Origin of the sequence: Mesorhizobium sp. M0040 (assembly GCF_040323505.1) — a bacterium.
Classification (GTDB): Bacteria; Pseudomonadota; Alphaproteobacteria; order Rhizobiales; family Rhizobiaceae; genus Mesorhizobium.
Genome location: NZ_JAMYVA010000016.1, coordinates 100,896 through 113,538, shown reverse-complemented (window position 1 = coordinate 113,538; position 12,643 = coordinate 100,896). Strand labels below are relative to the sequence as shown.

General features: G+C 61.5%; 11 protein-coding genes. 9 read left to right on the top strand and 2 right to left on the bottom strand.

The window, feature by feature from the left end; all coding sequences use genetic code 11:
* The first annotated feature begins 134 nt into the window (after positions 1–134).
* The 6 genes from NKJ91_RS16590 (at position 135) to NKJ91_RS16565 (ending at position 8,969) form a co-directional block, all read left to right on the top strand.
* Positions 135–1,223, top strand: a complete 1,089-nt coding sequence (locus tag NKJ91_RS16590; protein WP_352456449.1) for a hypothetical protein — start codon at positions 135–137, stop codon at positions 1,221–1,223.
* 35 nt (positions 1,224–1,258) lie between these two features.
* Positions 1,259–2,404: a hypothetical protein gene (locus NKJ91_RS16585; protein WP_352456448.1), complete on the top strand. Its 1,146-nt coding sequence runs from the start codon at positions 1,259–1,261 to the stop codon at positions 2,402–2,404.
* Positions 2,405–2,428: 24 nt separating this feature from the next.
* Positions 2,429–4,339: an AAA family ATPase gene (locus tag NKJ91_RS16580; RefSeq protein ID WP_023679510.1), complete on the top strand. Its 1,911-nt coding sequence runs from the start codon at positions 2,429–2,431 to the stop codon at positions 4,337–4,339.
* 198 nt (positions 4,340–4,537) lie between these two features.
* Complete coding sequence (locus NKJ91_RS16575) at positions 4,538–5,842, top strand: DUF6638 family protein (RefSeq protein ID WP_352456447.1); 1,305 nt, start codon at positions 4,538–4,540, stop codon at positions 5,840–5,842.
* 15 nt (positions 5,843–5,857) lie between these two features.
* Positions 5,858–6,982: a DUF2333 family protein gene (locus NKJ91_RS16570; protein ID WP_023679513.1), complete on the top strand. Its 1,125-nt coding sequence runs from the start codon at positions 5,858–5,860 to the stop codon at positions 6,980–6,982.
* A 307-nt stretch (positions 6,983–7,289) separates the two neighbouring features.
* Complete coding sequence (locus tag NKJ91_RS16565) at positions 7,290–8,969, top strand: formate--tetrahydrofolate ligase (RefSeq protein WP_352456446.1); 1,680 nt, start codon at positions 7,290–7,292, stop codon at positions 8,967–8,969.
* A 71-nt stretch (positions 8,970–9,040) separates the two neighbouring features.
* On the opposite strand, the gene NKJ91_RS16560 is transcribed toward NKJ91_RS16565, so the two are convergent.
* Positions 9,041–9,688 carry a cysteine hydrolase family protein gene (locus NKJ91_RS16560; RefSeq protein WP_352456445.1) on the bottom strand — a complete coding sequence of 216 codons (648 nt, stop codon included), beginning with the start codon at positions 9,686–9,688 and terminating at the stop codon, positions 9,041–9,043.
* 128 nt (positions 9,689–9,816) lie between these two features.
* Between NKJ91_RS16560 and NKJ91_RS16555 the strand changes: the two genes are divergently transcribed.
* The 3 genes from NKJ91_RS16555 (at position 9,817) to NKJ91_RS16545 (ending at position 11,979) form a co-directional block, all read left to right on the top strand.
* Entirely contained in the window at positions 9,817–10,806 is a 990-nt protein-coding gene (locus NKJ91_RS16555; RefSeq protein WP_352456444.1) for a helix-turn-helix domain-containing protein, read from the top strand.
* A 187-nt stretch (positions 10,807–10,993) separates the two neighbouring features.
* Positions 10,994–11,473 (top strand): type II RES/Xre toxin-antitoxin system antitoxin, encoded by a 480-nt coding sequence (gene parS / locus NKJ91_RS16550; RefSeq protein WP_352638288.1) that lies wholly within the window; start codon positions 10,994–10,996, stop codon positions 11,471–11,473.
* Positions 11,470–11,979 carry an RES family NAD+ phosphorylase gene (locus NKJ91_RS16545; RefSeq protein WP_352456443.1) on the top strand — a complete coding sequence of 170 codons (510 nt, stop codon included), beginning with the start codon at positions 11,470–11,472 and terminating at the stop codon, positions 11,977–11,979. The genes parS and NKJ91_RS16545 overlap by 4 nt, the downstream gene beginning before the upstream one ends.
* A 58-nt stretch (positions 11,980–12,037) precedes the next feature.
* On the opposite strand, the gene NKJ91_RS16540 is transcribed toward NKJ91_RS16545, so the two are convergent.
* On the bottom strand, positions 12,038–12,595 hold the full coding sequence (locus NKJ91_RS16540; protein ID WP_352456442.1) for a sugar O-acetyltransferase: 558 nt from the start codon (positions 12,593–12,595) through the stop codon (positions 12,038–12,040).
* Positions 12,596–12,643 lie beyond the last annotated feature (48 nt).

Below are 12,643 nucleotides of genomic sequence, written 5' to 3'. Positions count from 1 at the left end.
TATCCTGCGGTCGGCCTCCTGAAATTCTTTTGTTTTCCTGTAATCCCATGTCTTCCGTCTTTCATTCGCCAAACCCGGCACATATATTCGCGGCGGTTTGCGAAACGAAACCGATGCCGAAGCGGGAGGCCCCAATGGCGACATTGCAGAATTTCGATGCCGAGATTGCCAAGACCAAGCAGGTCGTAGAGGACATGCGCACCAAGATCGAGCAGTCCGGTAGCGTGCTCGACACGCTCGCCACCGCCGACAAGAAGATCGGCGACGCCAATTTCGACATCGAGAATGCCCGCATTGAGGATGTGCTGAAGCAGCAGAAGGTGATGGAAGGCAATATCGCCGACCTGATTATCGGCCTCGAGGACGCCACCAACGTCTTCGGCGCCGAATTCGAGAGCATGAAGAACTACACCGGCTGGGAAAATTTCGTCGGTGTCTTCTCCAGCCAGCGCAAGCAGCGCCTGCGCACCGACCGCGTCCGCAACATGTCGCTGGCCGGCAATCTGCAGGAGCTGCTGGCGAAATCCGACACCATCGTCGGCATCCTCAAGGCGCAGAAGCAGGTTCTCGACACGCGCTACAAGACCTCCGAGGCCAGCCTGTCGCAGGTGATCGAGCGCCGCAAGACCACCATGTCCAATCTCGAGACCGTGCAGAAGCGCATCGAGGAGCTCAACCCGATGCTGCTCGACATCGAGAACAAGATCGCCGCCTCGACCAGCCAGAAGGTGCGCACGCAGCTGGAAGGCGAACGCTCGAAACTGGCCACGGAATACAACGAGAAGCAGGCCAAGGAGCAGGAATTGCTGGCCGAAAGCCAGACGCTGGAGCGCTACACCTCGATGTTCCAGACCTTCGTTGACTCGCTCAACAACCAGATCGCGGCGCAATCGACGCTGATCAACAAGCTGACCATCGATACCGAGCAGCGCATCGTTCTGTACAAGGCGCTGGAAGATTCGCTGAAGACCGCCGCCCAACAGGATGTCGCCCACAAGATCAACACGCTGGGCAGCCAGGTCGACAACACCGCCGAAGAGACCATGGCCGGCATTGGTGCCGCCTCGCAAAAGCACATCGGCGATCTGCTTGAAATGCACGAGAAGAACATGGTCGCCACCGCCGACATCCAGCGCCGCAAGAAGCTCGCCGACGATGCCTTCGCCCGCCGCTTCGACGATGTGATGAAGAAGCACAATTCGGCAAATTACGTGCAATCGTAATTGCTGCACGTGCACTGCTCCCAAGGGCTGGCAGCATGACCCCCGAAAACGAAGCGGCGGCGCGCTATTTCTCGGCGATCGCGGCGGCACTTGGCGGCCTCGAAGTGTTCATGCGCGACGATCGCTCGCCGCTCTACCGGCACGGCATCGTCACCAAGGTCGTGGCCGAATATATTGCGCGGCTCGACAAGTCGTTCTCGTGCTGGCGCAACCGGCTGGGCTTCACCGAGACGTTCCGCATCTCGCGCGCCGAAAGCGGTTTTCCGGTCTTCCAGAACCTGCTCGAGTTGGAGAACGACCGGCTCCAGGCCGATGCGCGACTCGCCAACCTTCCGCTGGCCGATGAGTTGCGCGAGGAAATGGCGGACTTCATCCTGCGCCACAAGGAATTTCCCGAAGCGCTGCAGAAGTCGATGGCCGAGCGGCTTTACCTCGAGGACGTCAAGAGCGAGACCACCTTCGGCCCGTTCACGCTGGCCCAGACGGTCAAGGTGTCGGTCAATCCGAAGACGTTGCGGCCCTATTATCTGGTCCACTGGGCCTGCTTCGACGGCAGCGCCAACCTGCCGCTTGTGTATATGGTGACGGTCGAGGATTCCTCGGACGACATGATCCGGCAGCTTGTCGACTCCAGCGGCAAACTTAATGAGAGGGTCGACATTCCGCTGCCGGTCGACGGCTTGCTCAATCCCGAGCTTGCCCACCGTTTCGACGATTTCACCGAGAAGAATTCCGCCTACGCGCTGTCGCCGGCGACCATCGCGGTCAACCTCGACAAGGATTTCGAGCCGCTGCATCCCAAGCAGCTGCGTCGCGTCGTGCTCGGCCCGTTCTATTCTGCAGGGATTACCGATAACAATTCGACGGTGAGCGAAGTGCTGGCCAAAGTGCGCAAGCCGGAAAACGCCTGGCTGCTGACCTGGACCATCCAGGAGGTCTTTTCCAAGGCCGAAAAGCCAGGCCGCAAGGGGCTGTTTTCGAGCGAAAAGACGACGCAGGAATTCTTCATCAATACCGACGATCTCGAGGCGGCGCGGCAAGGCGTGTCGAGCTATGAGAACCATGCGCTGATTCCGCACGAGGCCTATCAGGCGCTCTATGCCGCTGGCGAGGCGCAGAAGATCTTTTCGGGCTACAAGGTCCACATCCTGTCCAAAGGGCAGGTCATCAGCGACGTCTGACCGTCAAATCGCGGAGCATCCTCCATGGACACCGGCCTGACCACCATCCCGGAAGCGGCAATTGAAAAGCACCGTGCCACTGCGCAAAGTTTCATCACTCGCATCGTCGTGCTGGAGGACCCATCGCGCGAGTCCGGCACCGCGCTTGCCGGCACCAACCGCCGCTTCGTCTCTACCGTCTCGGTCGGCTCGGTGCGCCGCACGCGCGAGGTCGAGCTCTCCAAAACCGTCGCCGCCGTCCATTCCGACGACCAGTTGCTGACCATCCCGCAGCACACGCTGTTGTTTCGCGCCCGGCGCGGCACAGCGATAGCGCTGGCCATATCGGATGTCTTCGCCGAGGGCTCGGACCTCGAAAGTCTGCAGGCGAAAAACGCCCGCGCGCCGCTCGAAGGCGATGAAGCTGCCACCTTCAAGAAGCTGCTGTCGGCCTCTGCCTACATCTCCGCCTTCAGCCTTGCCTCCTATTTGTTCCAGCTGATCGACAGCGACGGCGAGGCGCCGAACGACACGCCCGAGCCGGACTTTCTGTTCGACACGCCACAGGATGCGGTGAAGTCGATCGTGGCCGGGCTCGACAGGGCGATAGCAGGTTCGAAGGACGATGCCGACCTGATGACCCGCGCCCGCGCCTTTGCCCGCGTCGCCATCGACGGGCTGTTGGCGCGAAAGGGCCGCTTCGACGGCATCGGTCCGTTCGAGAACGCGCATATCCGCATCGACGTCGACGATTTTACCCTTGACGGCTTCGACGTCGCGCCGGGTAAGCGGGCAAAGCCGCTGGTGATGACCTTCAAAAAACCGGAAGAGGTCGTCGGCAACCACATCGCCAAATACCAGTCGGTCAAGCTTGCCAAGATGCTGATGGCCTATGACTTCGAGCGCGAGCTGAACCCGTTCGTCGAGCTCGGCGGCTTCCTGTTCACTTTTATCGGCGATGGCGCGCCCGGCACCGGCAAGACAACGTTGATCCAGATGATCGCCGGTCTTCTCAATGGTTATTGCCAGGTCGCCGGCTATCCCTTCGCCTACGAGAATTTCGGCGTCGACCAGATCTCCTCCTACCAGGGCAAGTCGGGCCAGAACTGCCGCCAGTTCATCAACAATGTGCTGAACCCGCGCGTCATCGGCTTCGGCACCATCGACGATATCGACCAGGTGGCGGCACGCCGGTCCGACGACCGCGCCTCGGCCGGCCAGCAGGAAATCACCGGCGTCCTGATGGACGCCTTTGGAGGTGCGGCGACCGTGGTGCGCGGCAACTGCTCGTTCGGCATGTTCTCCAACTATCCCGAAAACGTCGACGACGCGCTACGCCAGCGCGCCGGCGCGCGCTGGCTGGTCGACGGCCCGCAGAGCCGCGACGACTACATCGACATCTTCGTTCTGCTCGCCGGCAAGAACCACAAGATCCCGCTCGGCGACCACAAGCTCTATGTGGCGCAAGAGATCCAGCGCGCGGTGATGGAAGCTTACGAGGAGCATGAGAAGCCACAGGAAGACGGGTTGATGAAGGTCTATGAGCGCTACATGAAGGAGAATGGCGCGCCAAAGACGATGGCCGACATCGGCACTTATCTGCATATGATCAAGGATGCCGAGCCGCGCTTTACCGGTCGCGCCATCAAGAACGTCACCGATGCCATCAAGATGCGCGCCATGGACATCGAATTGCCGGACGAGTGGTTCGAAAAGCCGGAAGCCTTCATGCACAAGGGTTACGACGACAAGAAAGCGATGATCGAGGAGCTGCGCGGGCCATTCTCGATGGACATGGTCATGCAGGAGATCAACCGCTACGCGGATTCCGAGTTCCGCTATTCCGACAAGTCCGATGATGCGGCGGTGACCAAGATGATCCGCGACACCCGTCTGCGGGAGCGTGCCGTCCGCGAGATCGAGGATATGAAGAAAAAGGGGCTGTGGAATGCGTGAGATGCGCCGACGCCCCCTTCTCCCCTTGTGGGAGAAGGTGTCGCCGAAGGCGACGGATGAGGGGTATTCGTCAAGCTGGAACACCCCTCATCCGACCGAGCTTCGCTCGGCCACCTTCTCCCACAAGGGGAGAAGGAGCGTTCGCGCCCCTCATCCGCCGTTCGGACACCTTCTCCCCGTGAACGGGAAGAAGAAAGCATGAGCCCCGCCAAGAAACCCGATCTGTTGCGCGACAACGAGCTGATCTACGGCCGGCTGCTGACGATCGACGAGCCGCACCTGATCCAGCGCTACAACAAGGCGATGGTCGCGTTCGGCTTGAAGCCGACCAAGTTGAAAAGCTTCGAGATCGATCGCACCGGCTTCTCGCCGCAGGTCGCCGAGGAATGCGGCGACTACAGCTACCTCGATCCGAACGAGGTCAACCGTCGCTTCATCATCCTGACGCCGTCGCAGATCGACCTGCCGGTGGTGCACACGGCGTTCTCCAACACTTCGCTGCTGATGTACGAGTTCATGTCCAAGAACCAGCGCGCCATCGATGCGCTGACGATCAAGGACGTCATCTACGGCGAGATCGAGGATTCGGTCCCCAAGGTCGACGACATCGAGGACCTGCTGTCGATCAATCAGGTCGAATTCAAGGTGCTGTCGGCCGAGGATGTGCTCGGCAAGGCCGCTGAACTCGGCAAGCTGGTCGACCGGCTGAAGCAGGAACCGGATGCCTGGCGCGACAACGCCATGCTTGCCCACATGGTCGAGCTGGCGAAGATCTGCGGCGACATCCGCGAGAATGCGCTGGTGCCGGACCAGGTGATCTTCCGCCACAATGCCTATTGGACCAGCCATTTCGGCGGACTTTATGTGTTCGTCGATCCCGACGTGACGACGGTGATCAGCGACCCGGCAGCGCCGGGTTTCCGCCGTTCGCGGCCCTGGCAGGTGAGCTACCTCTCGATCCACGACGCCGACAAGGTGTTCAAATTCCTCGCTTCGACCGGCCGCATCGAGCTGCCGCGCGCCTCATGGATCGAAACCTCCGGCTATCTCGAGCATCGCGCCGAAATGGTGGTGCGCGCGCTGATCCGCGACGCCGAGCCCGACCGCAATCTGACCGACGTCGATAAGGTCTGGCTGCAGACCTGGATCCACGGCCATACCGATCTGATCACCAGGGACGGCAATTTTCCCTTCCTCAACGCCGCCAAGCGCGAGATCGCCCAGCTCGGCCATCTCAAGATCGAGGATGTCTTCCCGCAGCAGCGCTTCCTGGTCATCCGCGCCAAGCCGGACCATCCCGACGCCTGGCTGACCAACCAGCTGATCTCGGACTTCGTGCCGCAGGACTTCGTTTCGCGTTACGTCTTCAACAAGCCGGGCCTCTACAGAGACTATGAAGGCTTCAGCGACGCCTGGCGATCGCATGTTGTGGACGTTCTGAAAACCACATATCTGAAGGACAAGGTGGCGTTTCGCACACGCCTCTACGGCTTGACTGACTGAGGGGGTGACATCGCCATGCTTGATCCGATCGTGAATTTCTTCACCCGGATTTTCCAGTGGATTGGCCGCGGCATCGGCCTGCTTATCGGCGCGATCCTGTGGCCGTTCCTGTGGGCGGGGCGCTGGTACACGCAACGCGGCTGGATCCTGAAGGCGGTGCTCGGCCTGGCTGTGCTCGTGCTGATCGGTCTCTATGTCAACTTCTTCTACGCCACTCAGTGGTGGAACAATTTCGACCCGAATTACGTCGACAAATACACGTTCGAAAAACGCAACAGCTCCGCCGGTGAACAGGTTTCCGCCGGCGCCGGCACCGACACGGCCAAGACCTGCGGAAATTCAGCCATTGCCCAGGTCGCTGCCGACCTGACCGACTTCAACGTCAACCAGAATGCCTGGGTGTCGTCGATGATCCTCTACAAGCTCGGCCTGTTCGGCATCGACTGGGACCACACGCCGTTCATGGACAACAAGGCGTCGTTCCAGCGCGGCATCAACCAGGCGGTACGGCGCACGGCGACCGAGCTTGCCGACAATCTCGGCCGCGTCCGCACCACCTCGCAGATCGACGCCGACCTGCAGGACGCCCGCGGCAATCTGCAGTTCGATGAGGAAACCTGGTATTTCGGCTTGAACCCGTTCGGGCCCAAGACGCCGACGCCGAGCTACTATCGCGACGCGGTGCGCAAGCTGCGTTCCTTCAACGCCCGCCTCGCAGCCTGCCAGGCGACGTTCGATGCCCGCGCCGACAATCTCAAGCAGTATATCGACCGCATTTCGTCCGATATCGGTTCGACCTCGGCGATCCTCAAGGAGCGTGCCGAAAACCACAATAATGGCTGGTTCGACACACGCGCCGACGACCGCTTCTGGTTCGCCTATGGCCAGCTCTATGCCTATTACGGGCTGATGAAGGGCGCACAGGCCGACTTCGAGGACGTCATCAAGGAAAAGCACCTGCAGAACCTGTGGGATACGATGGACGCGCAATTCGTCTCGGCGCTGCGCATCCAGCCCTTCATCATCGCCAATGGCCGCGAGGACGGCTGGCTGTTGCCGACACATCTGACGACGATGGGGTTTTACATACTCAGGGTGCGCTCGAACATGGTCGAGATCAGCAACGTGCTGACGCAGTAGCGGATCGTCCCGCACAGCCGGCGCTGGTGAATTTGCGCCGTTGCTTCTGTCGCTTTTCGCGTATTGCGCGGCTGTTTTGAGACGGCGGAACCGCGCCTGCTCTGGCTTCTATACGGCGCGGCAACCGGCGCGAAAAGAACCTGTAGCAGGGCAGCCGGCCGCAGAGGCATTTTCTTCGTAGGAAACATAGTTGCATGAAAGTTGACGTCGCGGCAGCGACAGAGGTAGAATATGCCCGCGCCTGCAATGCCGGGCTATTCTTGCGACCACACTAGTCAAATCCGTCCAATTCAGAGGGAAGTCGTCCATGGCCGAAGTGAAGTCCGACATCGAGATCGCGCGCGGCGCCAGGAAGAAGCAGATCCAGGAGATCGGCCAGAAGATCGGCATTCCGAGCGAACATCTTCTGCCCTACGGCCACGACAAGGCGAAGATCTCGGCCGAGTTCATCAAGTCGGTGAAGGGCAACAAGGATGGCAAGCTGATCCTCGTCACCGCCATCAACCCGACACCGGCCGGCGAAGGCAAGACGACGACGACGGTGGGCTTGGGCGATGGCCTCAACCGCCTCGGCAAGAAGGCCATCGTCTGCATCCGTGAGGCTTCGCTCGGACCGAATTTCGGCGTCAAGGGCGGTGCCGCCGGCGGTGGCTACGCGCAGGTCGTGCCGATGGAGGACATGAACCTCCACTTCACCGGCGATTTCCACGCCATCACCACCGCCCATAACTTGCTGTCGGCGCTGATCGACAACCACATCTACTGGGGCAACGAGCTCGGCATCGACACCCGCCGTGTCGTCTGGCGCCGCGTCATGGACATGAACGACCGGTCGCTGCGCGAGATCATCTGTTCGCTCGGCGGCGTCGCCAACGGTTTCCCGCGCGAGGCCGGTTTCGACATCACAGTCGCCTCGGAAGTCATGGCCATCCTGTGCCTGTCGACCGACCTGAAGGACCTGGAAAAGCGCCTCGGCGACATCATCGTCGCCTATCGTCGCGACAAGTCGGCCGTCTATGCCCGCGACCTCAAGGCCGACGGCGCCATGGCCGTACTCTTGAAGGACGCCATGCAGCCCAATCTCGTGCAGACGCTGGAGAACAACCCGGCTTTCGTCCATGGCGGCCCCTTCGCCAACATCGCGCATGGCTGCAACTCCGTCGTTGCCACGACGACGGCGCTGAAGCTTGCCGACTACGTCGTCACCGAAGCCGGTTTCGGCGCCGATCTCGGTGCCGAAAAGTTCTTCGACATCAAATGCCGCAAGGCCGGCCTGAGGCCCGCCGCGGCGGTCATCGTCGCCACGGTTCGCGCCATGAAGATGAACGGCGGCGTCAAGAAGGAGGACCTCGGCAAGGAGAACGTCGAGGCGGTCAAGAAGGGATGTGCGAATCTCGGCCGCCACATCGAGAACATCCGCCAGTTCGGTGTGCCGGCAGTGGTCGCCATCAACCATTTCTACTCCGATACCGAGGCCGAGGTCCAGGCGATGAAGGACTACGTCGCCTCGATGGGCGAAGAGGCGATCCTGTGCAAGCACTGGGCTCAGGGATCGGCCGGCATCGAGGAACTGGCCAAAAGAGTCGTGGCGTTGGCCGAATCCGGCGCGTCGCAATTCGCCCCGCTCTATCCGGACGCCATGCCGCTGTTCGAGAAGATCAACACCATCGTCCAGCGCATCTATCGCGGTTCCGAAGCGATCGCCGACAAATCGGTGCGCGACCAACTCCACGCCTGGGAGCACGCCGGCTACGGTCATTTGCCGGTCTGCATGGCCAAGACGCAATATTCCTTCTCCACCGATCCGAATCTGCGCGGCGCGCCGACCGGCCACACCGTACCGGTGCGCGAGGTCAGGCTGTCTGCCGGCGCCGGCTTCGTCGTCATCATCTGCGGCGAGGTGATGACCATGCCCGGCCTGCCCAAAGCGCCATCCTCGGAAAAGATTTTCCTGAACGAAATGGGCCAGATCGAAGGCCTGTTTTAGGGATAATCAAGCTTGAACGGCAAAGGGCGCCGCAACGCTGTGGCGCCCTTCTGCCTGTTCGCAACAGTCTCCTACGCCGCGCTTCGCGCCAGCGCGCGCTGGTTGGAGGCATAGGGTGTGTCGTGCTGGGGTACCACGCCGGTCTTCAGGCAATCGATCCACTCGGCGGTTTTGAGAACGGCCGCGAAGCGCGACTGCAATACGATCGTCACGACGCGATGGATTTCCTCCCCCGAAGCGTAGCCGGCGCTGTTGGCGTACGGCAACGACCCCGTTGCGTCCGACAGGAACTCGACCTCAAAACCCATATGCACGGCGTGGATGACCGTCGACAGATCGCAATTGTGCGTCATGTAGCCGATGACTGTGATCGTATCGATAGAGTTGGCGCGCAGCCACTCCTCGAGGTCCGTGCCGGTGAAGGCGCTGGGCAAGTTCTTTTCGATGTAGTGGTCGCGGTTTCGCCTGGCGATTTCCGGGTGCAACTCGGCGCCATGGCTGCCCTTGGCGAAGACCGGTGAGGTTTCCGGCGCCAACTGTTTGATGACCACCACCTTGACGCCTGCCTCGGTGGCCGCATCCATCGCTCGCGCTACATTGACGACGCTGTCGCGGAAGGGCGGATGGTGGATGGCGAGGTTGCCGCCGTCATAGTCGTTTTGAACATCGATGACGATGAGGGCGCGGCGTGGAGCTTTGCCTTTGGCTGGTTGCGACATGGGGTTTTCCTTTCCCGTTCGACATTGACGGGTGGACGATAAGCTTGGCACCGGATTGCAAAAAGTGTCCCGATTGACATTATTCGAAAGAATTGGGACAATCGGCCTCACCCGTTGCTGGAGCTCCCATGACCGATCCTGCCGTTGCCGCTATCGCCTTCGATGGCATCAGCCCGTTTCATCTCTCCGTGCCGTGTCTCGTGTTCGGCGCGGATCGCACGGAGCTCGGCCTGCCGCGCTTCGACTTCCGGGTCTGCGCGATTGAGGACGGGCCGATCCGCACCGATGCCGGGCTGACCATCAGCGTCCCGCACGGGCTTTCCGCGCTCGATGACGCCGACATCGTCATCGTGCCAAGCTGGAAGGATCTCGGGAGCTCGCCTCCAGCCGCATTGATCGACGCGTTGCTTGGCGCGCACGAGCGCGGCGCGCTGATCGTCGGACTGTGCTTGGGAACGTTCGCTGTTGCGGCGACCGGACTGCTTTCGGGGCGGCGAGCGGCGACGCACTGGGCCTACGCGGATCAGCTGCAGGAACTCTATCCCGACATTCTCGTCGAACCGGAAGTGCTCTACATCGACAATGGCGATGTCGTGACATCCGCCGGCGTCGCCGCCGGGCTCGACTGCTGCCTGCACGTCGTACGGGCTCGTTACGGCGCCGAGGCGGCACTTCGCCTTGCCCGGCAGATCGTGCTTTCTCCGCATAGGCAGGGTGGGCAGGCGCAATTCATCGAACGTCCCATCGCCAGGACCGGCAATGCGGACCGCTTTACCCAGGCTCTCGAAACGGTGCGCAAAACCCTGGGTGAGCCGCACAGTCTGGACAGCGTTGCCGGTCTCGCCGGCCTCACCCGCCGGACGTTCACGCGCCGTTTCCAGAAAACGATCGGCACCAGTTTCGGCGACTGGCTGACCGACCAGCGCGTCCAGCTGGCGCAGCGGCTGCTGGAAGCAACGGAAAAATCGATGGACACGGTTGCCTTCGAGGCCGGCTTCGGCAGCGCTACCTCGCTGCGCCAGCATTTCGCAGCGCGCCTCAGAACCTCGCCGGCGCAATACCGGCGCGAATTCTCGAAGAGTGCTCAGGAGGAGCGCGTGGCGCACATGCCGAGGTGAAATTCGGCTCGCGCTCGATTCCAGGGCAATCGCTTCAGTGCCGACGTTGGACTGCCATCTGGCCCGAGTAGGCTATCTTTTCTCTCGAAGCGATTGCCCTGCTCTCGATCCTGTCGTGCTTGAAAGGCTCTGCGTCATCTGTCATATATTAAAGCGACAGATGACGCGAAGAGGGCTCGCCGTGGCGATGGCATTGGAAAAGGCTGCGCCAGCAGCAAAAAACAATGAACTTCAGAAGGTGGCGAAATTGCTAGGCGGCAGCCGCATTCTGGCAAGGCGCCTCAGCAGCGCTTTGGATGCCCACGAGTTGCTTCTGCACGGCCTGCCGGCTTCAGCGCTGGACCATCTTATCGGGCAACTCGTCTTCATCCAGAAGACCGATTCGCTGGAGAAGGCCGTCGGCATGAGCCTGCGCACCTACCAGCGCCGCAAGGATGCTCCGTCCAAGCCTCTCAGTCAGGACCAGAGCGGACGCACCTGGAAGTTCGCGGAGATCCTGTCGAAAGCGACCGACGTGTTCGGTTCGCAGGCGGAGGCAGAGCAATGGCTGGAGCGCCCGGCGATTGGGCTCGACCAGCGTCGTCCAATCGACCTTCTGGCGACGCCGGCGGGGATCGAGCTTGTAGAAGACTATCTGGAACGGCTTGAATATGGCGTTTATGCATGACGCCGCTGCCGGCGGCGCTTGGTGGCTCCGACCTCATCGGATGGCGCCTCGATCGAGCCGCGTTTGCGCCTACATGGGATAGTGGCGAGGGCGCATACAGGGTGGGCGGACGCTGGAACAGCAAGGGCGTGCGCGCCGTCTACTGCTCGATCGATCCGTCGACTGCGATCCTCGAGGTTGCGGTCCATAAGGGCTTCAGGGCGCTCGACACGATAGCGCATGTCATGACGGCAGCGATCGTCAGCGATGTCGCGGATGTGCATATCGTCGACCCCGCCGCCGTGCCCAACCCCAACTGGTTGCGCCCGGGCATTCCGAGCTCCGGGCAACAGGCGTTTGGCGACGATCTTCTGCAACGGCATCGGTTCGTGGTAATTCCGAGCGCGGTATCGCAGCATAGCTGGAACCTGATCTTCGACGCGAGCCTCGCCAGAGGGGCATACGCCATGAAGACCCAGGAGGCGTTTGCGCTCGACACACGGTTGCATCCACCTCCGGCCAAGTGACATAGCCGCCCCCATGTCCATCAGAACGAGGACGTGACCGGCGACAGAAGCACGGTGCTCAGTTGTTGCTGATTACCCGTGCCGGATTGCCGACCACCGTGGTGTTCGCCGCCACGTCGCGCGTCACCACAGCACCGGCGCCGACGATGGCGCCATCGCCGATCCTGACTCCGCCGAGGATGACGGCACTGCCGCCGATCCAGGCATTGTCGCCGATCTCGACCGGCTTGGCGATCTCCAGCCCTGCCCGTCGCCCGGCAGCCTCCTTGTGGTGCTCGGCGCAATAGATCTGCACATTCGGGCCGAGCAGCGTTCCCTTACCGATGCGCACTGGCGCCGTGTCGAGAATGATGCAGCCGGCATTGAGAAAAACGCGGTCGCCGAGAAAGATGTTGAACCCATAAGCGCAGTGGAACTGCGCCTCGATCCGGGCGCCCTCGCCCGCAGCGCCGAGCAGCGTCCGCAATCCAGGCCCGATGTCGCGACGCTGCCGGGGCGGCAGGCTGTTGTGCTCGAACACCGCGTCTCGCGCCGTGATGCGCAACGCCTCCAGTTCCGGATCGAGGCAGCAATACCACTCGCCCGCCGCCATTTTCATGCGTTCGCTTCCGGCCATGGCTGCAACTCCAGTTTCAACTTTGCCAAAGCACAAGTGGTGAAAATA